This is a genomic window from Agrobacterium bohemicum, from assembly GCF_001562555.1.
GTDB lineage: Bacteria > Pseudomonadota > Alphaproteobacteria > Rhizobiales > Rhizobiaceae > Agrobacterium > Agrobacterium bohemicum.
The window spans coordinates 126,160-150,348 of the sequence record NZ_KQ961032.1 but is presented as its reverse complement, the minus strand read 5'-3'; the positions used below and the strand labels follow the sequence as shown (position 1 = coordinate 150,348).

At 57.3% G+C, this 24,189-nt stretch carries 28 protein-coding genes; 10 read left to right on the top strand and 18 right to left on the bottom strand.

Annotation, left to right across the window (positions count from 1 at the left end):
• The first annotated feature begins 90 nt into the window (after positions 1 to 90).
• Complete coding sequence (tam, locus tag ATO67_RS16670; protein WP_067651784.1) at positions 91 to 861, top strand: trans-aconitate 2-methyltransferase; 771 nt, start codon at positions 91 to 93, stop codon at positions 859 to 861.
• Here tam and ATO67_RS16665 read toward each other — a convergent pair.
• Positions 858 to 1,226, bottom strand: a complete 369-nt coding sequence (locus ATO67_RS16665) for a VOC family protein (RefSeq protein ID WP_067651781.1) — start codon at positions 1,224 to 1,226, stop codon at positions 858 to 860. The genes tam and ATO67_RS16665 overlap by 4 nt on opposite strands.
• 47 nt (positions 1,227 to 1,273) lie before the next feature.
• Positions 1,274 to 1,969 (bottom strand): helix-turn-helix transcriptional regulator, encoded by a 696-nt coding sequence (locus tag ATO67_RS16660; RefSeq protein WP_067651778.1) that lies wholly within the window; start codon positions 1,967 to 1,969, stop codon positions 1,274 to 1,276.
• 160 nt (positions 1,970 to 2,129) lie between these two features.
• Here ATO67_RS16660 and ATO67_RS16655 point away from each other — a divergent pair, with 160 nt between their 5' ends.
• Positions 2,130 to 3,419 (top strand): pilus assembly protein TadG-related protein, encoded by a 1,290-nt coding sequence (locus ATO67_RS16655; RefSeq protein ID WP_067651773.1) that lies wholly within the window; start codon positions 2,130 to 2,132, stop codon positions 3,417 to 3,419.
• Between the two features lie 232 nt (positions 3,420 to 3,651).
• Positions 3,652 to 4,479 (top strand): aldo/keto reductase, encoded by an 828-nt coding sequence (locus tag ATO67_RS16650; RefSeq protein WP_067651770.1) that lies wholly within the window; start codon positions 3,652 to 3,654, stop codon positions 4,477 to 4,479.
• Between the two features lie 63 nt (positions 4,480 to 4,542).
• On the opposite strand, the gene ATO67_RS16645 is transcribed toward ATO67_RS16650, so the two are convergent.
• Positions 4,543 to 5,301: an SDR family oxidoreductase gene (locus ATO67_RS16645; RefSeq protein WP_067651767.1), complete on the bottom strand. Its 759-nt coding sequence runs from the start codon at positions 5,299 to 5,301 to the stop codon at positions 4,543 to 4,545.
• A gap of 103 nt (positions 5,302 to 5,404) precedes the next feature.
• On the opposite strand from ATO67_RS16645, the gene ATO67_RS16640 reads away from it, so the two are divergent.
• Complete coding sequence (locus ATO67_RS16640) at positions 5,405 to 5,833, top strand: winged helix-turn-helix transcriptional regulator (RefSeq protein ID WP_067651765.1); 429 nt, start codon at positions 5,405 to 5,407, stop codon at positions 5,831 to 5,833.
• Between the two features lie 9 nt (positions 5,834 to 5,842).
• Here the strand turns inward: ATO67_RS16640 and ATO67_RS16635 are convergent, their stop codons facing one another.
• Entirely contained in the window at positions 5,843 to 6,235 is a 393-nt protein-coding gene (locus tag ATO67_RS16635) for a DUF937 domain-containing protein (RefSeq protein WP_067651762.1), read from the bottom strand.
• Positions 6,236 to 6,450: 215 nt separating this feature from the next.
• On the opposite strand from ATO67_RS16635, the gene ATO67_RS16630 reads away from it, so the two are divergent.
• Positions 6,451 to 8,016: a helicase HerA-like C-terminal domain-containing protein gene (locus tag ATO67_RS16630; protein WP_067651760.1), complete on the top strand. Its 1,566-nt coding sequence runs from the start codon at positions 6,451 to 6,453 to the stop codon at positions 8,014 to 8,016.
• A 56-nt stretch (positions 8,017 to 8,072) separates the two neighbouring features.
• Here ATO67_RS16630 and ATO67_RS16625 read toward each other — a convergent pair whose 3' ends face one another.
• A complete protein-coding gene (locus tag ATO67_RS16625; protein WP_067651757.1) occupies positions 8,073 to 8,426 on the bottom strand; it encodes an Atu4866 domain-containing protein in 354 nt (117 codons plus the stop codon).
• Between the two features lie 12 nt (positions 8,427 to 8,438).
• Entirely contained in the window at positions 8,439 to 9,161 is a 723-nt protein-coding gene (locus tag ATO67_RS16620; RefSeq protein WP_067652010.1) for an SDR family oxidoreductase, read from the bottom strand.
• 129 nt (positions 9,162 to 9,290) lie between these two features.
• Here ATO67_RS16620 and ATO67_RS16615 point away from each other — a divergent pair, with 129 nt between their 5' ends.
• Positions 9,291 to 10,187, top strand: a complete 897-nt coding sequence (locus ATO67_RS16615) for a LysR family transcriptional regulator (protein ID WP_067651754.1) — start codon at positions 9,291 to 9,293, stop codon at positions 10,185 to 10,187.
• Between the two features lie 36 nt (positions 10,188 to 10,223).
• On the opposite strand, the gene ATO67_RS16610 is transcribed toward ATO67_RS16615, so the two are convergent.
• The 3 genes from ATO67_RS16610 to ATO67_RS16600 are packed head-to-tail and all read right to left on the bottom strand — an operon-like array spanning position 10,224 to position 12,256.
• Positions 10,224 to 11,003: a VOC family protein gene (locus ATO67_RS16610; protein WP_067651753.1), complete on the bottom strand. Its 780-nt coding sequence runs from the start codon at positions 11,001 to 11,003 to the stop codon at positions 10,224 to 10,226.
• Between the two features lie 13 nt (positions 11,004 to 11,016).
• On the bottom strand, positions 11,017 to 11,505 hold the full coding sequence (locus tag ATO67_RS16605; RefSeq protein WP_067651750.1) for a DUF1579 domain-containing protein: 489 nt from the start codon (positions 11,503 to 11,505) through the stop codon (positions 11,017 to 11,019).
• Between the two features lie 22 nt (positions 11,506 to 11,527).
• Entirely contained in the window at positions 11,528 to 12,256 is a 729-nt protein-coding gene (locus tag ATO67_RS16600; protein ID WP_067651747.1) for a DUF899 domain-containing protein, read from the bottom strand.
• 135 nt (positions 12,257 to 12,391) lie between these two features.
• On the opposite strand from ATO67_RS16600, the gene ATO67_RS16595 reads away from it, so the two are divergent.
• A complete protein-coding gene (locus ATO67_RS16595) occupies positions 12,392 to 12,838 on the top strand; it encodes a MarR family winged helix-turn-helix transcriptional regulator (protein ID WP_067651743.1) in 447 nt (148 codons plus the stop codon).
• Here the strand turns inward: ATO67_RS16595 and ATO67_RS16590 are convergent.
• The 3 genes from ATO67_RS16590 to ATO67_RS16580 form a co-directional block, all read right to left on the bottom strand.
• Positions 12,835 to 13,599 (bottom strand): RES family NAD+ phosphorylase, encoded by a 765-nt coding sequence (locus ATO67_RS16590; RefSeq protein WP_067651740.1) that lies wholly within the window; start codon positions 13,597 to 13,599, stop codon positions 12,835 to 12,837. The genes ATO67_RS16595 and ATO67_RS16590 overlap by 4 nt on opposite strands.
• On the bottom strand, positions 13,559 to 13,942 hold the full coding sequence (locus tag ATO67_RS16585; RefSeq protein ID WP_067652007.1) for an MbcA/ParS/Xre antitoxin family protein: 384 nt from the start codon (positions 13,940 to 13,942) through the stop codon (positions 13,559 to 13,561). The genes ATO67_RS16590 and ATO67_RS16585 overlap by 41 nt, the downstream gene beginning before the upstream one ends.
• Before the next feature lie 104 nt (positions 13,943 to 14,046).
• Complete coding sequence (locus ATO67_RS16580; RefSeq protein ID WP_067651738.1) at positions 14,047 to 14,469, bottom strand: organic hydroperoxide resistance protein; 423 nt, start codon at positions 14,467 to 14,469, stop codon at positions 14,047 to 14,049.
• Between the two features lie 197 nt (positions 14,470 to 14,666).
• Here ATO67_RS16580 and ATO67_RS16570 point away from each other — a divergent pair, with 197 nt between their 5' ends.
• On the top strand, positions 14,667 to 15,113 hold the full coding sequence (locus ATO67_RS16570) for a MarR family winged helix-turn-helix transcriptional regulator (RefSeq protein WP_067651732.1): 447 nt from the start codon (positions 14,667 to 14,669) through the stop codon (positions 15,111 to 15,113).
• 68 nt (positions 15,114 to 15,181) lie between these two features.
• On the top strand, positions 15,182 to 16,021 hold the full coding sequence (locus tag ATO67_RS16565; protein ID WP_157940901.1) for a PA3715 family protein: 840 nt from the start codon (positions 15,182 to 15,184) through the stop codon (positions 16,019 to 16,021).
• Positions 16,022 to 16,117: 96 nt separating this feature from the next.
• Here ATO67_RS16565 and ATO67_RS16560 read toward each other — a convergent pair whose 3' ends face one another.
• From ATO67_RS16560 to ATO67_RS16535, 6 genes are all read right to left on the bottom strand, one after another.
• Positions 16,118 to 16,855 (bottom strand): L,D-transpeptidase, encoded by a 738-nt coding sequence (locus ATO67_RS16560; RefSeq protein WP_082760303.1) that lies wholly within the window; start codon positions 16,853 to 16,855, stop codon positions 16,118 to 16,120.
• Between the two features lie 191 nt (positions 16,856 to 17,046).
• Positions 17,047 to 17,940, bottom strand: coding sequence for a L,D-transpeptidase (locus ATO67_RS16555; RefSeq protein ID WP_067651725.1), 894 nt, complete (start codon positions 17,938 to 17,940; stop codon positions 17,047 to 17,049).
• 88 nt (positions 17,941 to 18,028) lie between these two features.
• The gene (locus ATO67_RS16550) at positions 18,029 to 18,973 is read right to left on the bottom strand and encodes an alpha/beta hydrolase family protein (RefSeq protein WP_067651722.1); all 945 of its coding nucleotides are present in this window, start codon (positions 18,971 to 18,973) and stop codon (positions 18,029 to 18,031) included.
• 93 nt (positions 18,974 to 19,066) lie between these two features.
• Positions 19,067 to 20,692 (bottom strand): cisplatin damage response ATP-dependent DNA ligase, encoded by a 1,626-nt coding sequence (locus ATO67_RS16545; protein WP_067651719.1) that lies wholly within the window; start codon positions 20,690 to 20,692, stop codon positions 19,067 to 19,069.
• Between the two features lie 217 nt (positions 20,693 to 20,909).
• Positions 20,910 to 21,920, bottom strand: a complete 1,011-nt coding sequence (locus ATO67_RS16540; protein ID WP_067652001.1) for a ligase-associated DNA damage response exonuclease — start codon at positions 21,918 to 21,920, stop codon at positions 20,910 to 20,912.
• A gap of 85 nt (positions 21,921 to 22,005) precedes the next feature.
• Entirely contained in the window at positions 22,006 to 23,532 is a 1,527-nt protein-coding gene (locus ATO67_RS16535) for an MDR family MFS transporter (RefSeq protein ID WP_067651717.1), read from the bottom strand.
• 112 nt (positions 23,533 to 23,644) lie between these two features.
• Between ATO67_RS16535 and ATO67_RS16530 the strand changes: the two genes are divergently transcribed.
• Complete coding sequence (locus ATO67_RS16530) at positions 23,645 to 24,181, top strand: MarR family winged helix-turn-helix transcriptional regulator (protein ID WP_067651714.1); 537 nt, start codon at positions 23,645 to 23,647, stop codon at positions 24,179 to 24,181.
• Positions 24,182 to 24,189: the final 8 nt, after the last annotated feature.

Here is a 24,189-nt window from a genome sequence, read left to right as displayed (position 1 = left end):
ATCGATAGACCCATCACGTTTTTTGATGAGTGAGCCTCTGGCCCGCTGGATGCCGCCATGCGATGTTTCGTGTCTTTAGAGGAGTGCATCATGGCATGGTCCGCGCAGCAATATCTGAAATTTGAAACCGAGCGCACCCGCCCCGCCAGCGACCTGTTGGCGCAAGTGCCGCTGGAACGGCTGACCGCGGGCTACGATCTGGGCTGCGGCCCAGGCAACTCGACCGAGCTGCTGGCCGAACGCTACGGCGTCAATGTCATAACCGGCGTCGACAGCGATGCGGATATGCTGGAAAAAGCGCGGCTTAGACTACCGAATACCGAGTTCCAAAAGGCTGATCTCGCCACATGGCGGCCGAAGCAGAAGGCGGATCTGTTTTACGCCAATGCCGTTTTTCAGTGGTTGCCTGATCACCTCGACATTCTCGTGTCGCTGATGGATCACCTCAAGCCCGGTGGCGTTCTGGCCGTGCAGATGCCGGATAATATGGGTGAACCGACGCATGTTGCGATGCAGGAAACCGGGGCCGCAGGGCCATGGAAAGCGGCCTTCGAGGGCAACAGGCTACGCAGACCGAATTTGCCCTCTCCGCTTACCTATTTCGAGCGGCTATCTCCAAAGTCCGCGCGCGTGGATATCTGGCACACGATCTATAACCATCCGATGCGAAATGCAGAAGCTATCGTCGAGTGGGTCAAGGGCACCGGCCTTCGCCCTTATCTGGAGGCGGCAGGCGAAGAAAACCGTGCCGCCTTTCTGGCGGATTATCTGCAGCGCATCGACGCCGCATACCCGCCCACGGCGGACGGGCAGCGGTTGCTGCGTTTTCCTCGCCTGTTCGTCGTTGCGGTCAAAGCCTAGTCGTGGACGGCGTAAACCCGCAGGCGGTGACCATCGGGATCGGCGGCAACGAAGGTGTAACCGAAATCCATCTCGGTCGGTTCTTGCTGGATGGCTAGCCCTTTTGCCTTCCAGTCGCGGTGCCACGCATCCACGTCTCCGTCCTTTTCCACCTGAAAGACGATTTCCGCACCGCCGCCTGTAAACGTAACGGGCGGTTGCGCTGTGTGACGTGACCAGAGGCCGAATTTCAGGCCATTTTGCAGAATGAACTGCCCGAAGGTCTCGGACGCCTCGACCGGCTTGATACCGAAGAGATCCTGATAAAATTCGGCGCTTTTCGTGACGTTATCGACGAACAGGATCGTGAAGTTGGGTTGGGTCATCGCTTGTCTCCTTTTTGATGATGAAGCGAACCTAGACCCCGCTGCTGTCAGTTTTTGTCAGCAGTCTTTTTCTGCAGCGCGCGCCATTCCTTGAGAAGCGATTGCCGATTGCGCGGATATCTCGTGGCGAGGGCATGAAAAGCCATGACGCGGTCTGCACGAAAGCTGCGAAAATCCTGCCGCAGCTCGCACCATGCCACAATGACCCGCACCTGATCGAAAAATGCCAGCGCGAAGGGCCAGATCGTACGCTTAGAACTGCGCCCGGCTTCATCGCCGTAATCGATCTGCGCTTTCGACTGGCTGCGGATGGCGGTGCGCACCGAGCCAAGATCGACATTGTTCATGTCCAGCACTTTGCCGGGCCCAATCAGCAATGTGGAATTTTCCAGCTCTTCACCCAGTTCATCGGGAACCACGGCGGATATCTTTGCAAGCGCTGCCCGTGCCGCATCCGCCATTGGGCCGTCCGCCCTGCCCGCGACCCAGCGAGACCCCAGCACCAGCGCCTCGATTTCGGCTTCGGTAAACATCAGTGGTGGCAGCAGATAACCGGGCCGCAAGACATATCCAACGCCCGCCTCACCCTCTATATTGGCGCCCTGCGATTGCAACGTAGCGATATCCCGGTAAAGCGTGCGCAGACTGACCGCCGTGGCGCGTGCCAGCTCCGCGCCGCTGACAGGTCTGCGGTGGGTACGCAAAATCTGTAAAAGGTCGAGCAGGCGTTGAGAGCGGGACAAAGGCTTTTCCTCGTGGACGGCGTTGCTTGGGTTTTGCTCGATTACCTATGATATCAGTAGATTGATATAATATATTCATCAGACGTTAGTTATCTCGGGAAACGAGTTCTCAATCCTGCTTGTCTATGCTTCGCGGCATATTAACGCGAGAGGGTGGAACGTGCGAAATTTCTGGCACGATAAGGCAGGTAACTTCGGTATTCTTACAGCGCTTATGGTTGTACCTATTTTCGGCACAGCCGGTGTAGCGCTCGATATCAGCCAGGCTATGGCCGTGAAGGCCGATCTGCAGCAAGCGGCGGATGCAGCCGTGCTGTCTTCTGTGGCGAAGATGTCCGCCTATGTCGAAGCGGCCCGAAAAATGTCGGCCGATGGCTCCATCGAACTTCCCAATGGTGAAGCGATGGACTTCTTCAACAAAGATGCCGTGGGCCGTGACGATTTCGATGTCGACTCCGTCAAGCTGTCGGTTGAAAAGGTCGGAAACGTGGTTCAGGCCGCTGTCACCTTTAAGGCAACGGTCAACACATCGCTGACACGCATACTCGGCAAAGAGTTCGTTACCGTGTCCGGCAAAGCCACGGCGAAGTACGAAACGGAAATGTACAGCGATTTCTACCTGCTGCTCGACAATACGCCTTCGATGGGCGTTGGCGCGACACCCAACGACGTTGCCAAGCTTGTTGCCAACACCAGCGACAAATGTGCGTTTGCCTGTCACATCGTCAAGGATGGCGTGGCCGACCAGAACAGCTACTATTTCAAAGCGAAACAACTGGGCGTGACAACGCGCATCAACGTGGTCGCGACAGCAACCGCGAGCCTTATGGACACCGCCGTCGCCACCAGAAAGAACGTCAACCAGTATAGAATGGCCGTTTACACCTTTGGTGAAAAGGCAGAGGACACCAAACTTCTGGAAGTCTCCCCGTTGAGCGCCGATCTCGCCACCGCCAAAAAGAAGGCGAGCGCCATCGACCTCATGTCCATTCCGTACCAGAGCTACAATAACGACCAGATGACCGACTTCGACCGGGCGATGACGCAAATCAGCGACAAGATCGGCACCCCCGGTAACGGCACCAGTTCTGCCAGCCCGGACAAGGTCATATTCTTCGTATCTGATGGCGTCGGCGACAGCTACAAGCCCTCCGGCTGCACCAAGAAGCTGACGGGTGGCCGCTGTCAGGAGCCAATCGACACGAAACTTTGCGTGGCTTTGAAAGACAAGGGCTACAGGATTGCGGTGCTTTACACCACCTATCTGCCACTGCCAACCAATGACTGGTACAAGACCTGGATCAGCCCTTTCCAGTCGCAGATCAGCACCAAAATGCAGGAATGCGCATCGCCCGGCCTGTTCTTCGAAGTGAGCCCTACGGAAGGCATAACGGACGCCATGTCCGCTCTGTTCAAGCGGGTCATTACGTCGCCACGCCTGACGAGCTAACACGCCAGACAAAGAAACGATCGCTAAAAATGCGGATGCGGGCCTGATGCCCGCATCTTGCGTTTGGCCTTGTCGTGCCAGCTTGGACTCCAAGATTGAAAGCAGCGCGACGGTCTGTCATTTGGCTAATGTTGCGTAGGCGGCTTGAACAAAACCGCAGCCAACACACTTATCCCTGTGACATTCCTGCCCCGCCACCATGCGGGGCCAACTCCCACAACGGAGAAAAACCATGCACACAGTGAACGCCAATGGCGCAAATATTCCGGCTCTCGGCTTCGGAACGTTCCGTATGCCAGATGACGATGTCCACCGCATCCTCCCCCAAGCTTTGAAGCTCGGCTTTCGCCATGTCGACACGGCACAGATCTACAAGAACGAGGCGTCGGTGGGCGATGTCATCGCAAATTCAGGCATTGCGCGCGGCGATATTTTCCTGACAACGAAGGTTTGGGTCGATCAATACAAACACGCAGATTTCATCAAATCCGTAGATGAGAGCCTTAAGAAGCTGAAGACCGATTATGTCGACCTTCTGCTGCTGCACTGGCCAAAAAGCGATGTCCCGCTGGCAGAGCGTATCGGCGCGTTGAACGAGGTCCATAAGGCCGGAAAGGTCCGCAACATCGGCATTTCCAACTTCAACGTCGCGTTGATGGACGAGGCCGTGAAGCTTTCCGACGCGCCTGTTGCCAACAACCAGATCGAATACCACCCTTACCTCGACCAGACGAAAGTCATCGAAGCAGCCCGCAAGAACGGCATTTCTGTCACCGCCTATTACCTGATGGCGGACGGCAAGGTGCCAGGCGATGCGGTGCTGAAGGACATCGGCGCAAAACACGGCAAGACCGCAGCTCAAGTCGCCCTGCGCTGGGCCGTGCAGCAGCCGGATGTCATCGCGCTTTCCAAGACAGCGACGGAAAGCCGACTGAAGGAAAACTACGACATTTTTGACTTTGAATTGTCGAGCGAAGAGATGCAGGCGATTTTCGCGCTGGCCAAGGCAGATGGTCGGATCGTCAATCCGGGTCATCTCGCACCGGAATGGGATAAGTAGGTCTGAGGTAAAGCAAAGATTACACCCATAAAGGAAGTGGCCTATGCGGCCACTCCCACTTCCTCAAGAATGTGACCCATTCACCATCGCAAACACCTGATCGAAATTGCCGTTTTTCTCTGCGAAACGCAGCGGCTTGCAGCGCTCCACCACCACTTCGGTCGCGTCTGGCTGGTTGGTCAGAATGTCCATGACTTCCGAAATATAGGCGTCGAGCGGCATGGCGCGCTCGTCGGTGGCCTGATGGTCACCTTGCAACGTCGTCTGGACGTAAGGTGGCGCAATTTCGATAACATCGACCGACGTGCCTTTGAGTTGCTCGCGGATAGCCATCGAATAACCATGGATGGCGAATTTTGTGGCACTGTAGGTTGGTGTCGCCACCATGGGCACGAAAGCGAGACCGGATGAGACGGTCAGCACCGCCGCTTTCGGCTTCTTGAGAAAATGCGGCAGCAGTGCTGCCGTCAGCCGGATGGGAGCCAGCAGATTGGTGGTGATGGTTTCTTCGGCGGTTACCAGATAGTCAGGCGCAGCCTTGATATCCTCATTCTTCATGATGCCGGCATTGTTGATGACCACGTTGATATCAGGGTGGTCGGCGATGAGCTTACCGGCAAAGGCGCTGATGCCCTCGGCATCCGCCGCATCCATCGTGGCCCATGCCATGCCTGGATTTGCGGTCGCGACCTCTTTCAAGACCGCCTCGCGGCGACCTGAGATGATGACCTTGTTGCCGAGCGCGTGGAACGCTTCCGCCAGCGCCCTGCCAATGCCAGTGCCGCCGCCGGTGATGAGGATCGTGTTGCCTGTGACGTTCATGGGAATGCCTTTCCTTGTTGTCTGAATAAAATCTAGGTAGATTGCTCTCCAGAGGGTAGTAGGCACCCAAAAGATTTATACTTACCCGAAGGAGAGTGTCGGCATGAAAAGGCATCTGGCCGATGAGATCATTGAAGAAAAGCGCAAATTGCCGCCGCCGGAAGAAACCGATCCCGTGATCGAGGCGCTGGTACGCGATATCATCGCCAAGGTGGCGGACAAGTGGACGATGCTGATTCTGGAGGTTCTGGAAGAGAACGGCACCTTGCGCTTCACGCAAATCGGCCACCATGTCAGCGGCATCAGCCAAAAAATGCTGACGAAAACGTTGCGGCAGATGGAATGCGACGGGCTGGTGAAACGCGTCATCCACCCGGTCATTCCGCCGCATGTGGACTACAGTCTCACAGCACTTGGAAAAAGTCTCGGCAGCGCTTTCTGTGGCGTCTGGATATGGGCCGAAACCCACCATGCGGATATAGAAAAGGCGCGGAAACTGTTCAACGAACACCCTCCACGCCCGGCAGTCTAAACTAACATATCAGGCGAACTGGCTAAGGCCCGGAACGGATGCGATGACCTGATCTACGGTCTCGTCGCCTGCGTGCTGGCGAGCGATCGCGATGGTTTCCTTGGCCAGCGCGGAAATTTCGCTCATGCCGAGGCCCTGGCTCATCAGCTGCTGACCAAGACCCATGATACCACCACCACCGATGGCGCTCATAAGGCCACCGAGCAGACCGCCGCCGCCCTGGCCTTCGCCGTTGAAGCGCGCAACGAGATCAGGGCCGCCGGGGATGGATTCGATCATCTTCGCAACAGGCGCATCATCCGCCTCGCGCTGAAGGAAACCCAGCATCATGCCTAAAGCTTTTTCGGCCTTGTCGTGTTCAATACCAACCTTTTCGGCTACCTGGGTGACGATATCGCTCATAGTTTTTCCTCCGAACAAATAAATGACGTTAACGTCAACGTAAAACAACTGAAGTTTGGACACAAGGTGGGAAATTGCGACGCAACTAAAGTTTACAGCCAGCGCTTTGGCAGCCTTATCAAACAGTTGTTGAGCCTTCCAACAGTTCCTATAAGTATATTGCAAAGATTGGATAAAGGGCAGCCACTGCCCGCTATACCGGAGGAAATCGCCAGATGCTGCAGGACGGAAAGCTCTATATCGGCACGAGCCGCAACGCCGACGACAGCCTGAACAAGGGCGAATATCTCGATCTCAAATTCGGCAACCGCCACGGGCTCATCACCGGGGCGACCGGCACCGGCAAGACTGTCTCGCTTCAGGTGCTGGCAGAAGGTTTTGCCAAGGCGGGCGTGCCGGTTTTCTGCGCCGATGTGAAGGGCGACTTGTCCGGCATTGCAGCCAAGGGCGAAGCGAAAGACTGGGTCACGAAGCGCGCCGAGCAGATCGGCTTCACAGACCTTGCCTTCGAGCAGTTTCCGGTGATTTTCTGGGATCTCTACGGCGAAAAAGGCCACCGCGTTCGCGCCACCATTGCGGAGATGGGGCCTTTGCTGCTGGCGCGTCTGATGGATGCGTCGGAAGCGCAGGAAGGCGTGCTGAACATCGCCTTCAAGATAGCCGATCAGGGCGGTTTGCCGCTTCTGGACCTGAAGGATTTACAGGCGCTGCTCAACTATATGGGCGAACATGCGTCGGAACTTTCCAACCAATACGGCCTGATTTCCAAGTCCTCGGTCGGCTCGCTACAGCGCGGTTTGCTGGTGCTGGAACAGCAGGGCGCCGAACATTTCTTTGGCGAACCGGCGCTTAAGATTTCCGATATCATGCGCACCACATCTGACGGACGCGGCACGATTTCGGTTCTGGCTGCCGACAAGCTGATGATGAACCCGCGCCTGTATGGCACCTTCCTGCTGTGGATGTTGTCGGAACTGTTCGAAGAACTGCCGGAAGTGGGTGATCCGACCAAACCAAAGCTCGTCTTCTTCTTCGATGAAGCCCACCTTCTGTTCAACGATGCGCCGAGGGTGCTGACGGAGCGCGTGGAACAGGTTGTCCGCCTCATTCGCTCCAAGGGTGTCGGCGTTTATTTCGTGACGCAAAACCCATTGGACGTGCCGGAAACCGTGCTGGCCCAGCTGGGCAACCGGGTGCAACACGCGCTGCGCGCCTACACGCCGCGTGAACAGAAGGCCGTCAAAACCGCTGCCGATACATTCCGCCAGAACCCCGCTTTCAGCACGGCAGATGCCATTACCACGCTTGGCACCGGCGAAGCGCTGGTTTCGACACTTGGCGACAAGGGTGCGCCATCCATCGTGGAGCGTACGCTGGTGCGCCCACCATCCGGCCGGGTCGGCCCTGTCAGCGACGATGAACGCAAAAGCATCATGGCTTCAAGCCCGGTTGCGGGTATTTACGACGTGGATCTGGACCGCGAATCGGCCTTCGAACTGCTGGCCGCTCGTGCGCAGAAAGCAGCGGATGCGGAAGCGGCCAAACGTGCCGCCGAAGAACAGGACAATCAGCCAGCCGACAGCGCCGCGAGCCGCTGGAAACTGCCGGGCTTTGGCGATGAAGAGCCGACACAGGCTTCCACCACCGGGACAAAACGCAAGGCTGGGGGCTATCAGCGCGAAACGGTGATCGAGGCGGCGATGAAGAGTGCAGCCCGGACTGTTGCGAGTTCAGTCGGGCGGGCGCTGGTGCGGGGTATTCTGGGAAGTTTGCGGCGGTAGGGTGTCCTCCACTTCCGTCATCCCGTCCTTGATACGGGATGACGATAGGGTGGCCTTCACCTCTCCCGATAAAAAATCATTTCGCCGTGATATAGCACATCGTCCACAAACTCCCCATCGGCGGTAAAACCCGTATCGTCCCAATAGTCGATATGATCGCCCTTGACCTCATAGCGCCCCTGATAGGCGCTTTTTCGGTTGCCACGCGCTTCGTCATATCGTCCATTCGGCAACAGCTCCTGGCGGATTTGACCGTCTCCCGTCACCCACATGCCGAGATAGGGGTGACTTTGGTTTTGGGATGTTGAGTTCGTCATCTGTACCTCCCGGGTGGAATTGGTCGTGGGTGAAATGCCATCAAGGGCGGCGGTTGCCAGTGCGATGGCAACCGATGTCGAGACCATGTTCATGGGTTGCTTCCTTCAGGCAGAGGTCGGACGAACGACGATTTCGTTGACATCAACATTATCCGGCTGCTCGATGGCGTAGCGCACGGCGCGGCCAATGGCATCGGGTTTTAGCGCGATGGCTCGGTAGCCCTTCATCAACTCGGCAGCGGCGGGGTCTGTAATCGTTCCGGCCAATTCGCTTTCCACCACGCCGGGATGGATGCAGGTCACGCGAATGTCCTTGTTTTCCTGGCGCAAACCATCTGAAATGGCACGCACCGCAAACTTTGTAGCGCAATAGACCGCCGCTGTGGGCGATACCGCCAGCGCCCCGATAGAGGCAATGTTGATGATCTGGCCGGATTTGCGGCTGGTCATCTCCGGCAACACGGCGGCGATGCCGTACAGCACACCCTTGATGTTGACGTCGATCATGCGGTCCCACTCATCGACTTTCAGCGATGACATCAGCGACAACGGCATGATGCCGGCATTGTTGACGATGACATCGATGGGGCCGAAAGCCTTACGCCCCGCTTCCGCGAAGGCTGCAACGCTGTCCCTGTCCGTCACGTTCAACGGATGGGCGATGACCTCTGCGCCGGTCTGACGCAGCTCTTCGGCCAGCGCTTCCAGACGATCCATGCGGCGAGCACCGATAACGAGTTTTGCGCCCGCTGTTGCGAGTTCACGCGCAATGCCTTCGCCAATACCGCTCGATGCACCCGTGATGAGAACGACTTTGTTCAATGCCATGACTTGATCTCCTTGGATGTTGCGACCTGCCATGTTTTGTCGGGCAGCGCCGTTGCAACAGAGATAAAGCTTTGACATTGTCGTGATAAGCGCCTCAATCATTACCTCAATGGGTAGAAAATCTAACCAATGAACATCGACCTCAACGCACTCTCCATATTCTGCATGGTGGCAGACGAGCGCAATTTTCGAGCCGCAGCCGACCGTCTGGGCGTTACGCGATCAGCCGTCAGCCAGACCATCCGCAAGCTTGAGGAGACCATGGGCATCGCGCTGGTTCAGCGCACCACCCGCAGTGTCAGCCTGACCGAAGCGGGGCAGCAGCTTTACGCGGATGTGTCCCCATCCATTGCCAACCTGGCTCAAGCAGCCCTCGCGGCATCGTCGCTGTCAGGCACCGTGCGCGGGCAATTGCGGTTGGCGGTCTCCTCCATCGCTGAACGCTTCCTCTCCGGCCCGTTGCTTGCCGGTTTTGCCGAGGGCTATCCGGAAGTTCAGCTGGATATTGTCGTGACCGATGAGGAATTCGATATCGTCGCCGAGCAATATGATGCGGGCGTGCGGTTGGGCGAGTTGATTGCGCAGGACATGATCGCGGTGCCGGTCTCCGTCGAGCAGCGACAACTTCCGGTGTGTTCCACGGCCTACATGGATCGGCGCGGCCTGCCCTCGCACCCAGCGGAATTGATTGGCCACAGCTGCATCGGCTGGCGTCCCCGCCCCGGCGTTGCGCCGTACAGGTGGGAATTCATGGAAGATGGCCGTGAATTCGCCGTCGCCGTTCAACCGGAATTCACCACCAACGATATGCAATTGATGATCAAACTGGCCTGCGCCGGTGCGGGCATTACTTTTGGAATGGAAGAAACATTCCGTCCCTACATAGAACGGGGTCAACTCGTTCCGATGCTGGAGGAGTACTGCCACCACTTTGCAGGCTTCTATCTCTATTACCCCAGCCGCCGCAATCTGGCGCCCAAGTTGCGGGCATTCATCGATCATGTACGATTGTCGAGGGGAAACTGACCTGCCGATCCGGCAGGCCAGTATTTGGCAGGCCCGCTACTTCCGCTGCGACACCAGCGAAAAATACGCACCCTGCGGGTCCTGGCAATTGACGATCCATGTGTTGCCGGGAACTTCCATAGGGCCGTTGACGACCTTGCCGCCGCCGACGCTGACACGGGTGATGGCGTCCTCCAGGCCATCGACATTGAAATAATAACCCCAATGGCAGACCGGGACTTGTGGCGAGCGTTTCATGATGCCGCCGATGGTTTTGCCGTTATGCGCAAACATCCGGTATGGCCCCATGTCGCCCATGTCGAAATCATGATCCTTGGTCCAGCCGAAGACATCGCCATAGAAGGCCATGGCGCTATCGACATCATCGGTGAAAAGCTCATTCCAGCCGACATGGCCGTTGAGTGCGTCGGCGTCTTCCGGAAAGCCGCTAATGTCCATCGGCAAAGGCTTCATGATGCATAGGACAGCTCCTGATGGGTCCGTCACCACGGCGAAGCGGCCGACTTCCGGAATATCGCTTGGCGGGCGCATGATTGTGCCGCCTTTTTCCTCAAACCGCTTTGCCGTAATATCCACATCATCGACCGCGACATAGCGTGTCCAGTTGGGGTGAATGCCCTCGCCTTTGTGCTCTTCGGTCAGCTCCATCATGCCACCGACGCCATCTCCGTTGGCCTCGAATATTTTATAGTCCATCTCCGGTGAACCGAAGTCCTTGATATCCCAGCCGACGACATGGCCGTAAAAACGGCCCGCGGCATCCTTGTCCGGCGTCATCAATTCGACCCAGATGAATTTTCCATGCGAAGTGGACATTGGTTCGCTCCCGTTATTGCTTGCGGCGGAATTCCGACGACATGAACTGTTTGAAGCTTCCATCCGGCTGCAGCACGCTGCCGGAGAAAGTGCGGTTATTATCGTCGTGCAATGTAAGAACATCATGATAGGTGGCGCTCTCGCCGCTGCCGTCGAACTTCGGACCCTGCGCCTCCAGCACCAGCGTCTTGCCGTCCGGCTCCAGCCAACCTTTGTAGACCCAGAGTGTCGTCATCATGGAGCCGATCCACGAACCGACGTAATGGCCCTTGGCCGCGTCGAAACCCAGCGTGATAATCGCTTCCATCGGCGAACCATCCGGCATCTTGCCCTTGCCATCGCTGACGACCCAGAGACCGCCAACGGAGCGGATGGTTTCAGTAAAACGCTGCTCGGCATCATCAGGGTCGTATCCCTCATCGGACGTGCTAGAGATCATCACCCATTCGCCAACGAGGCGCTCAAGAAACGCGTGTTCCTTTTGTGGTTTTGCACTTTCCATTGGTGTCTCCTCCCTCGAAACTTTAGTGGCAGCAACTCGCGGTCTTGGGCGCATCCTCGTACTGGTCGTGGCGGCGCACCCAGTTCATGGTGCCCTCCTCGTTGCGACCCTTCGGCACCAGATCGAGCAGCATCAGTGTCGTCAGTGTTTGTTCGGCACCACGGGCATAGGTGGAGTAGGTGTGGTAAATCCTGCCATCCTCACCTTTCGCAAAAACACTGGTGCCATGCAGATCCTTCAGATCGCCCATGGCAGGCATCTCTGTGTAATTGTAGTGGATGGTGCCGGACGCGACGTCTTCATCACGGAACGAGGCCTGATAATCGTAATTGAAATCACTGTCGCCAGCGGAAACCCAGGGGAATTTCCAGCCCATGCGGGCCTTGTAAGCCTCGATCTTGTCCAGCGGCGCGCGGGAAGCAGCCACGAAGGCGGCATCGCCTGCCTTCAGATGCGCGATTGCGCCATCGACGTGATCGGCGAGAAACGAGCAGCCGACGCAGCCCTCTTCCCAATCCGGCGCCAGCATGAAGTGATAGACGATGAGCTGGCTGCAATCCCCGAACAACTCGCTGAGCGATTTCGCCCCGGACGGGGTTTCGAAACTATACTCCTTCGTCACCGGCTCCCAAGGCAGCGCGCGGCGCGCTTCGTTCAGCCTGTCACGGGCGCGGGTCAATTCCTTTTCCTTTGCCAGAAGCTCCTTGCGGGCCTCCAGCCACTCCTCTCTGGAAACGACAGCATGCGGCATGATCTGATCCTCCTCGATCTATCATCTGCAAAAAACGCTCGGTACGCGGCCTCGGTTTGATTGGCGTGTAAAATGGCCCAGGCACCGAAAACGAATTTTCTTGACTATTTACGTTGATATCAACATATATTAGCCATGTCAAATCCAACGGCGATTCCTTTTTCAACCACACTTCTGGTCCGCGATACGTGCCTTTGCCTGCACGCACAGCGGGCCGCACGCGCTTTGGCACGCCGTTTCGACATGGCCTTGAAGCCGGTGGGCCTGACGAACGGGCAATTTTCCCTGTTGATGTCGCTCAATCGGCCAGAGCCACCGCCCATGGGGCCAGTGGCGAACCTGTTGGCCATGGACCGCACGACGCTGACGGCGGCGTTGAAGCCGCTGCAAAAGCGCGGTCTGCTCTCCATCGAACCTGACCCGAAAGACAAGCGCGGCAAGCGACTGAAACTGACCGACGAAGGCATGGCGGTACTGGCATCCGCCGTTCCCATCTGGATTCAAACGCATGGCGAGGTAGAGGCGCAGATCGACAGCGGCGACGCAGACCGGCTGCGGCAGGATTTGGTCAGCCTGGGTTAAACGCTCAACAGTTTCGCAATGCGCGGGTCTCCCGCAAAATCCTCCACCGCAAACCCAATGCGCCGCATGGGGAAGTCGCACAGCGCCTGTATTCCGGTTTTCGCCAGCCGAATGCGCCAGCTGACACGCTCCACCGGTTGTTTCCGGGCAAAGGCCAGTGGAGTGAGAAGTGCGATATTCAGTCCGCTATCGGGATCGCGCACGGATTGGTAAAGGATGGCCTCGATATCCGCCGCCCGCGCCACGTCTGCAAGGGCCTGACACGGTTCGTAGTCGGTTGGATGCGTCCAAACGGCTTGATCCTTAGACAGGCTTGGCTTCGTTAGATCGATCGCGAAGGATGTGGCGATCTCGGCCGAAAAGGCGGTGTACTCAGCCGCGTTGGCGGGCAGCGGTGTGGTGGGGGATTCCGCGTAGAACAACAGGCGATAGAAGGCCATTTCGGCCAGTGCCGTTTCTACGCTCGCGGCAGCATAATAGACCCCCTTGCTCCACCCTGCCCGGCGAAAGCGCGAGCCGTGTGGATAAGCCGAGTCATAGCGGAACGGTGTCGCCAGTAGATAATCGAGGCCAGCGCATTCCGGCGGGAAACGTCGCTTGCTGCCTTCCAGAATATCTTCCAGCAGGGATTGCTCGGCTACGGTATCGACGAGCTTCATGGTGGAAACCTGATGTTGCGCTTCCACAAGCCGCCACCAAGGGCCTGATATGTCGCGCTTTTCAGATTGGAGCGCGTCTTGCGTCCAGATAGGTGAGGACATCGAGCAATCCGGTGATCGTTGTGAGTTTTTCTGCGGGTATGGCCGCCAGCGCATCATTGTGATTGCGCAGCCATGTGCGGGCCACCGTTTCATCCCCGCCGACGATAGCATCGAGCGAGCGAAAGACGCGGATCAACAACACGGAAAGCTCGAAGGCTTTGCTGCCGGGCTCCAGAATGAAATCAAGCCTCTTCATACGCGAAACGGTCGGCGCCGAAACACCGAGAATATCGGCGATGCGCGCCGCATTCAGGCCGAGACGCTCTGCGGCTGAGACAACCGCCTTGGTGACGACCCTCCCGTATTCAGCGGGATCGGCAACGGGTTTGATCTGGATATTCATGTGCATATCCTTTCCATGGAAAGAATATAGTCGTTTTATTTCTGAAAGCAACAAGGGCTGGCAATATGCCAGCCCTTGTTGTGTCGAAAGCGCCGGGGATCAGCTTAAGCGACGGAAACCGGAACCTCGGTGGAGGTGCGCAGTGCGTGGGAGTAAGGGCAAACGATATGCGCCTTCTTGACCAGATCCTCTGCTGTTGCCTTGTCGAGGCCGGGAATGTTGACCTTTAGCGATACGTCGATGCCGAAACCGGTGCCGTCATCACGCGGGCCAACACCAACGCTTGCTGTCACAGTCGTGTCTTCGGGGATCTTTACCTTCTCCTTGCCAGCGACGTTCTTCAACGCGCCGAGGAAGCAGGCAGAGTAACCAGCTGCGAAAAGCTGCTCAGGGTTGGTGCCGGTTGCGCCATCGCCGCCGAGTTCCTTTGGAACGGTCAGGGTGACGTCCAGAACGCCGTCTACGGACTTGGCGTTGCCTGCACGGCCGCCGGTTGCACTTGCCTGGGTGGTGTAGAGAATAGCCATGTCATTCACTTCCTTCGGTTGATGTTGAGTTTCATATAGCCCACAATTGAATTGTGCGCAATATAATTTTGCACATTGAGATATTTTTCAATGTCTGACATAACAATTTTGAAGATTGCGTTGCCTTTTGCATGTGGCAGGAACCGAGTGACGGGATAGATTGTTCCCTCTCCAGCCGCATATTTGGAGCCCACACAATGGATGACGGAACGATGGAAGGCCTTTTGAGGCTCGACCTGCAAATATGTTTTGCGCTTTACGGCGCAGCGCACGCCTTCAACCGCGCCTATAAGCCGCTGCTCGACCCTCTAGGTCTGACCTATCCCCAATACCTCGTTTTGATGGCGCTATGGGAAAAGGAAACGGCAACGGTGAAAGTGTTGGGTGAAATGCTCGGCCTCGATTCCGGCACGCTCTCCCCGCTTCTCAAGCGTTTGGAACAAGCGGGCATGATTACCCGCAAACGCGGCACTGTGGATGAGCGTCAGGTGCTGATCGCGCTGACGCCAGAAGGTGCCGACATGAAGAAAAAAGCCGCCAACGTCATGCGCTCGATTGGTGAAGCGACGGGGTGCAGTTTAGAGGAGCTTGGGCAGTTGCGAGATCGGTTGAATGCCCTGAAGGAGAATTTGGTGAAAGACTAGGTTTGAAACATGGCGTAACCGCGATAATGTCACGCGCACGGCCAATCAAGCCTCATGGAATTGACCAAATGTTTGCGCAATTTACGAGGACAATATTATTCGCAATCATGAGCTTCCTTGCACTCGACAGGGCGGAGGCTGGAGAGAACACGAGTTGCGGTGACCGTGCTGAAGTTATAGTCCACAACACCTACCCTGATGCCACAAAGAGTGACGACGAAACATTCCAGGTTGGCGCATCGACAATCTCGATCAACAACAGTGAAACCGGTATCGACGCACCGCACATGATGACATGCCGCGTCTGGCCAGCAAATCCGCACCTCACGCTGGTCGCCGTGCCGTTGATCAAGTCCGCAAACGAAGACGGGACTGTAGGCGATCTGGAACTTCTGGTGGTTGATACCAGCAGTCTCGCGGTAAAACAGCGCCTGCTTCTTGCCAACAGAATGAATGACGATGCCATCGCTATCAGGTCACTCGAATTCGACACTGCGCGCTACAAACTGACAAAAGAGCAGGCTGCCTTTGGTCTGCGCATATCGGCAAGCAACAACTCTAGGGCAAACCCCTATAATGGAGTGAGCCTATGGCTTTATGTCCTTGAAGGCAGTTCGATACGTCCGGTCGTTGACGGGATGGTCGTTTCGGAAACGACGGGCGAATCGGATACAAATTGCGCTACTGAGTTTAAGGCGAGGCAGACCACGCTTTCGATGGCGCCCACCACCAACCATGGTTTTGCGGATATCTCGGCGGTGGAGACCAACACCACAACAACCAATTTTGTTGGAAAAGACAGGGCTTGTGACGAAACAAGCATAACGGATAAGCCGCAGAAACTGCGTCTGATCTATGATGGCAGACAATATCCAATCCCGGAAGAACGACGCGCTGTGACCGAGTAAGACCGGTTTAAATCCATTTGAAATATGATGGAAAACAAAACCGCAGACGATGTTTGATCGCCTGCGGCTCTATGTCGTCAAAATAACAAAACCGTTTTACTGCCAGACAACCACCCGCGCCTTGTTCGGCACGCGTTCGTAGAGGTCGATGATGTCCTGGTTCATCAGTCGCACGCAGCCGGAAGAGACGGCCTTGCCGATGGAGTTCCATTCCGGCGAACCGTGGAGACGGTACAGCGTGTCCTTGCCGTTCTGGAAGATGTAGAGCGCGCGCGCGCCGAGCGGGTTCTTCAGGCCTGGTGGCATGCCACCGTTCCTAGAGGAGAACTTGACCAGTTCTGGCTGGCGGGCCACCATTTCGTCTGGTGGTGTCCACTTTGGCCACTTCTGACGCCATTGGATGACACCCTCGCCCGACCATGCGAAACCTTCGCGGCCGATGCCGACGCCGTAGCGCATGGCGGAACCACCGGGTTCGACCACGTAAAGGAAACGCGAGCGCGTATCCACGACGATGGTGCCTGCTGGCTCGCCGGTCGGATCGACAACGCGCTGGCGATAATAGCGACGATCGATCTTCTGGTAGGGAATCGCGGGAATGACATAGCCGCCATCCTCGACGGTACCGTACATGACGGCAAGCTCTGCATCGGAAATGCCGCCAGCGAACATCGAGCGGAAATCGCCCGCAAAGTTACTGGCAAGGCTGCCCGGCTCAACGCTGTTGAAGGGTCTGACGCCGGAAGAGGCGCAGCCCGCCAGAAGCGATGCAGAGGAGAGGCCAAGAAGGGAAAGGAAGGTACGTCTGGAAAAGTCAGTGTCGGTGCTCATCATAAGGCCGTTTTTCTCACATCGAAGCGACTGGGGCGGATGTTACGCGGGTTTGCAGAACCATCCATCAATCTCGCTGTACGTCGTTTGTTCCGCGACAGATCAAGTATTGGTATAGTGGTTAATACATACCTAAAGGCCAGTTGCGCGTCTGCAACATAGCCCTATTTGTCGACCATTCTTCGGGCGCGTGATCAAATAACCACAATCGGCGCGCCCTGCGGCACGCGATCATAGAGATCGATGACATCCTGATTGAGCATGCGCACGCAGCCGGATGACGTTGCCTTTCCGACAGACTGCCAGTCCGGCGTGCCGTGGACACGATAAAGCGTATCCTTGCCGTCCTTGAAAATGTAAAGCGCCCGGGCACCGAGCGGATTGTTGAGGCCGGGGATCATGCCGCCATTGGCAGCGGAAATCGAAGCCAGCTCCGGTTGCCGCTGAACCATCTCATCCGGCGGCGTCCAGCGCGGCCATTTCGTTTTCCATTGTATCTTGCCGCGACCGGCCCAGGCGTAACCATCTCGACCAAGACCGACACCGTAACGAACGGCGGTGCCGCCCGACTGCACGAGATAAAGGAAATGCTGCTTGGTATCGACCACGATCGTGCCGGGCGCTTCGGCTGTCTGGTAGCTGACTTCCTGGCGCAGAAAGCGTGGATCGACGCGAGCATAGGGAATGGCAGGCAGCGTGTGACCTTCATCGCTGACCTGACCATATATGGCGCGATGCAACGGATTGGAAACCGGCAGGCCATAACCGACCGTGTTACCGCTATAGGCAGGAGACAGACCGGAACCCGTTGGCCGTGCGGTGGACGGAGGACCGTAAAGCTGCTGGAATTGCGAACGGAAAAGATCCGGCGGACGGCTGTTAATCGAACCGGGTGTCGGCGGCAACGGCGGGCGCGGAATGGAGCCGACATTGTTGTAATTGAACACAGGCGCGGTTTCGCGCACGAACACATCCGGGTTCATCCGGCTCGTGTCGGTCACGAAAAGGCAGCCGCCCAGAAGCGGAAGAAGCGCCAGCACAGCAAAAGACGCAAGGCGACGGCAGTTTTTAAGGGATAGAACTGTCATTGAACCGCTTCACAGGGAGTCATCGTTGGCGCAACAATGACGTGCCCGGCTGGCGCGAAGCTGGAGGAATGGTCAGTTCGGGTTGCTATCAGGCAAACTGGTTGAAGAAACGAATGCTCTCCACCACCGCACCCGGCACAACACCATTGTGATTGCCCGGCAAAAGCTTGTGGTCGATCTGCATTCCTGCCGAGCGGACGCGCTCCATCAAAAGCTTATGGTCGGCATCGAAGGGGCGTTCCTCAGTGCCACGCAACAGCAAGGTCGGGCATTTCAGGCTGGGTCCGAAACAGACCGACGAGCGCATGATGAACTCTTGCGGGTTGCCATCATCGAAGCAAAGCTCGTCAGAATAACGATTAAAATAGCGCCAGGAATTGACGCCCGCCGACATTGGCACGGCAGCGCGAAACTTGCGTGTCATAGAGGCCAGCAGCGTGAGGGTGCCGCCGTTGGAATGGCCCGCGAGGAACAGGCGGTCCTGATCGATCCCCGGAAGATTTTCGAGATAGGACGCCGCCGCCAGCGCATCGGATGTCTCATCGTAAAAGCCGGAATAATTGCCTTTCTGGCCATTCTCACCCCGGAAAGACGGCAGCAGCACGACGAAGCCCGCCTCCCAATAGGGCTTCATCAACGCCCAGTGACCGTCACCCGTCGCGTTGCCGCCATGAAGAAAAAGGACTGCGGGTTTCAGCGTTTTGGACGGCGTATAATTCGACAGCCACGCGACAAGCTCGATGGAGCCGTTCGGCCCTCCGGGATACGTCACGCGCACACCATTCTGGGGCGTGCCGAGCGGCGAGGATTTCTCCGGCGCGGAAATCTTGCGCAAGAGGTGCGTACGGAACCGCCTGCGTGCGGCCGCGTAATCAATATCTTCCAGCGGCATTGTAGCAGGCATCGTCAGGCTGGCATGGGCCTGCGGAACGAGAAATGCCGAGGCCGAAAATCCTGCTGCACCCGCCAGAAGCGTGCGGCGCGTGATGGGTCTGGAAACGACATCGGAAGAGAGAGAGCATTTATCTGGCATATGCGATGACCCGGAACAACGTTGCGCACATTTCAATTTCACCATCGACCTATTCAGTTGTCCACTCCCTGTTTCGAGAAAATGGACGACAATCTATCCGGATTTCTCATCAATCATCGCCATAAGTGTGGCGAGCCTGTCAGCTTCGGACGGTAATTTGTCGGCCCTCAGCCTTGCAATGCGGGGAAACCGCATGGCGACACCGGATTTGTGGCGATTGGAGCGGTTGATGCCTTCAAAGGCCACTTCAAGTACGAAGCCGAATTCCGGGGTAGCGCGAACGGCACGAACGGGGCCGAAGCGCTCGACCGTGTTGTCGCGCACGAACTTGTCGAGCACTTCCAGTTCCGCATCGGTAAAGCCGAAATAGGCTTTGCCAACAGGCACCAGTTGCTCGCCTCCATCATTGTCTGCCCAGACGCCGAAGGTGAAATCCGAGTAATAGCTGGAACGTTTGCCGTGCCCGCGCTGCGCATACATCATCACGGCATCGATATTGAAGGGATCGCGCTTCCATTTGAACCAAGGTCCCTTGGCACGACCAGCCTGATAGACGCTGTCCTTGCGCTTGATCATGACGCCCTCGATGACGGGATCGGGCGGGGCTTTCCGCAGGGTTTCCAGCTCATCCCAGCTGGAAAAGGGCACCAGCGGCGACAGGTCGAATCGGTCATGCGGGGCATTTTCGATGATGTGTTCGAGCTTCTGGCGACGCTTAAGAAAGGTCTGTGCGCGGATGTCTTCTTCGCCCTCGAACAAAAGGTCATAGGCGCGGATAAAGGCGGGATATTCCTCCAGCATGCGACCCGTGACCGTTTTGCGGTTCAATCGCTGCTGGAGATCGGAAAATGTGCGCGTGGCGATGTTGGAACGTGCCGTGCCACCGATCAGCAACTCGCCATCCATCACGCCTTCGAAATTGATGCGTTCCAGCACATCGGGGAACGTGCCCGAAATATCGTCGCCGGAGCGGGAGTAGAGTTTCCTCGTTTCGCCGGAACGGGACAGCTGAACACGGATGCCATCCCACTTCCATTCGGCAACGAAGTCCTGTGGATCGAGATTTTGCAGGTCGTTATCGCCAACCGGCGTGGACAACATAACGGAGTGGAAAATGGCAGGTGTGGCCAGAACGGGGCGCTCTGCCTCGCCTTCCAGCCAGGCAAATAGAGGTTCATAGGGGGGCGTCAGGCCATGCCACAAGGTTTCGATCTCGGTGATATCCCTGCCCCCGAAATCCGCCAGCGCCTGGCGGGCCAGACGAGCGGATACGCCGATACGTAAACCACCCGTGACGAGCTTGAGAAAAGCAAACCGAGAGGATGTTTCCAGCCTGTCCAGTAAATCGCGCACGGCAGAGCGAACCTCGGTTCGGCCCAGCGAGTTCATCAGGTCAACGATCTCACCAAGGCCGGGATCATCCGCCTGCGGTACGTCGGCATTCTGGCTGGTGTCCCAGACCAGCGCGATGGTTTCGGCCAGATCGCCCACGTAATCGTAGGAATAACGAAACAGCACATCGTCCATGCGCTCCAGCACCAGCTCGCGCAGCATGGCGGGCTTGACGCTCTTGAGGTCGAGCGTGCCTGCAATGGCGGCAAGACCGTAACCGCGGTCGGGGTCTGGCGTGTCGCGGAAGTAGTCCGTCAGCAACTTGAGTTTGCCGTTTCGGGATGGGGTAAGGACGAGGCGGTCGAGGAGGGTTGCGAAGGGTTTCATGGGAGGTGGCGCTCCCCGACGTTGGGAACTGTGGGTGGGATACCCCCCTCTGTCCTGCCGGACATCTCCCCCACAGGTGGGGAGATCGACTCGTTGAAACCTTTCGCCCATCTTGAAGGCTGCGAATTAAGTGCGGAGCATACGATTGGCTGATCTCCCTCCTTGTAGGGGAGATGTCCGGCAGGACAGAGGGGGGTAAGCCGCAAATTCTGCACCATCAATCCCCCTCATCCTCATAGCCCACCAGATGCAGAGGCCGTGCCGGAATGCCCTGCAACTCGCACCAACGCACCAAAGCCTCCTCGCGGCCATGCGTGACCCAGACTTGAGACGGCGCAACTTCCTTGATGGTTTCCAGCAGTTCGGGCCAGTCACAATGGTCAGAGATGACGAGCGGCAACTCTACCCCGCCTTGCTTGGCGCGCTGGCGCACCATCATCCAGCCTGACGCAAAGGAAATCAGCGGCTCGTTGAAGCGGCGGGCCCACTTCTCCTGAAAAGCGGACGGTGGGCCGACGACGATGGCACCTTTGAACTGGGCCGGATTGCTCTTTTCCAGCGTGGCGGGACGCAGATCTCCGAGGTCGATGCCTTGGGAAACATAATAGTCACACAGCTTGGCGAGCGCGCCGTGAATATAAACCGGCTCGGAATATCTGTTATCTCGCAACAGCCGCAGCACCCGTTGCGCCTTGCCGAGCGAGTAAGCACCGACGAGATGGGTGCGTTCCGGGAACTGCTTGATCGATGTCAGAAGCTTGGCCATCTCGCGCCCGGGTTTGGGATGATGGAAAACCGGTAGTCCGAATGTCGCTTCGGTAATGAAGACATCGCACGGCACCGGCTCAAATGGCGCGCAGGTGGGGTCGATACCGCGCTTGTAATCACCGGATGCAACGATACGCATGCCGTCATGTTCGATGGAAATCTGCGCCGAACCAAGAACGTGGCCGGCGGGGTGAAAGCCAACCGTGACGCCGTTGATCTCTACCGTCTCGCCAAAGCCGATGGCCTGCTCGCTGCAGGTGAAGTCGTCGCCGTAGCGGATGCGCATGATATCCAGCGTCTGGCGCGTCGCCAGAACCTTTTCATGACCGGCTCGGGCGTGGTCGGAATGACCGTGGGTGATGAGCGCCCGTGGCACGGGCCGCACAGGATCAACATAGAAATCGCCGACAGGGCAGTAGAGCCCTTTTGGCGTCGGGCTGAGAAGTTTCTCTGGCTTCATATGCGCAATCATTCACGGCTTTGGACGAGGAAACGCTTGCCGCAGCGACACGTTCCTCGCCCCGTAAGATTTTCAGCGCTTGCCGTTACTCAACCGCGGCAGCAGGCTTTTCGACGGCTGCCGCTGGCAGTTTGACGTTTTTCAAGGCCAACGCCGCGATCAGCCCGATGGCCGCTGTCGCTGCTGCTGCGTAAAATAGCGGCGTGAAGGCGCCCGCATAAAGACTTGCAACGGCGCTTTGTGAGGCTGCGCGAAGTTCGGACAGCATCTTCGGCGTCAATTCCTGAATCTTGCCCACGCCCGGAATATCGACACCACCGCCCTTGAGGTTGGAGGAAATGATGGCACCATAGACGGAGATTGCAATTGCAGCACCGCCCATGCGTGTCAACGCCACCGCCCCGCTTGCCGCACCGATGTCGGCTTTCGGAGCCGAATTCTGAACCGCAATGATCGGAGCCTGCTGTCCTAAACCCACGCCAAGTCCCTGCGCAAACAGAATGATCGCTATGATGTAGAGCGGTGTGCCGGCGTGCATCTGCGAAAGAGACAGCATTGCGACAACCCCTATGAAAAGACTGATGACCGAGAATATCTTGTAACTGCCCGTGATCGAAATCAGGCGGCCCGCCGTCAGCGAGCCCATGACGATGCCGCCGGTGATGGCGATGAAGAAAAGCCCGGCAGATGATGGCGAAAGGCCGGTCGTCGTTTGCAAGAACAGCGCGTAATAATTGACCATGCCGATGCCAAGCCCGCCGCTTATCAACGAGATGATCATGAACAGCGGAAATGTGCTGTCCTTGAACAACCGTAACGGCACCACGGGTTCCAGCGCACGACGCTCCACCTGCACCCACAGATAGGCGGTGACAACGGCAAAGGCGACGATGCAGAGGCTCTCCCAGGCGAATATCGAACCGAAGAGCTGCGAACTATCTGCCCACAGAACGACACTGGAAATCGTCAGAGCCAACAGAACCGCGCCGAGATAATCGATCTTGGGCTGACGTTCCGGGCGACGATAGGGCAGCATCAGCGCAAGACCGATCAGAGCCGCAATGCCGATGGGTAGATTGATGAGGAAAATAGAGCGCCAGCCGAAGAGATCGCTCATCGTACCGCCGAGGATGGGGCCAACGCTGCCCGATGCCATGATGACGAGGCTAGAATAGCTCTGGTAACGCGCCCTCTCGCGCGCCTCGAACAGGTCTGCGTTGACGGAAAAGATCGACACCATGATGCCACCGCCACCAAGCCCTTGCAGCACACGGGCGGCAATCAGCGAGTCCATCGACCATGCCAATCCGCAGGCCAGTGAGCCCAGCGTGAAGATGACGATAGCGGACATCATGACGTATTTGCGCCCGAACAGGTCACCCAGTTTTCCGTAAACGGGCATGACGGCGCTGGTGGCGAGAAGATAGGCGGAGCCGATCCAGCCGAACCGTTCCAGCGCGCCGAATTCACCGACGATCGTCGGTAGCGCCGTCGACACGATCTGGTTATCGAGCGTCGCCATGAACATGGCCAACATGAGGAAAGAAAACACAACGAGCCTGCGGCGGCGATCCGGAACCAGAGGCGCCACAGGCGTAACGGCCATATTCATGGGAAGGTCTCACACTTGATGAGAAATTTATGTGCCTTTCGCACATATGTGTCAATGGCATATTTCTCAATCTGTGATATTCTCTCGCAAACTCTCCAGGGGAATTGCAGAAATGAATGCGCTGACATCGCTTTCGAAACAGGAACCGACTGACCGTGACGAGGTTCTGACGATCAGTCAGACCATGGGCCGCATGCGCCTGATGATCGGTCGTCGCGTCATTGGACGCATGGCCATTGCCAAGCTGGCGCCAGAGCTGGAGCTGTCGCATATCGATGTTCTGGATATCGTCCACCGTGCGGGCGGGGTGGTGACGGTGGGCGCAATAGCCGAAGCGATGCGGCTGGACCCGTCTCGCGGCAGCCGTGTGGTGGCCGAAATGGTGGGACGCGGCCTGATCAAAAGAGAGGCTTCTCAGGAAGACGGACGACGCAGCGTCATCGATATCACACCACTTGGCCAAAGCATTCTGGAGGAGATGCGCAACGCAAAGATCAGTATTATCCGCGAAGTGGTCAGCGACTGGCCAAGCGAGGATGTTGCGGAATTTGCCAGATTGTTCGATCGCTTTATCGAGAAGTTCGAAAAGCGCCTTGCTCCCGATGTCATGGCGTTGATGGCCGCAGCAAAACCCGACAATCTACGCTAAGCCGCAGT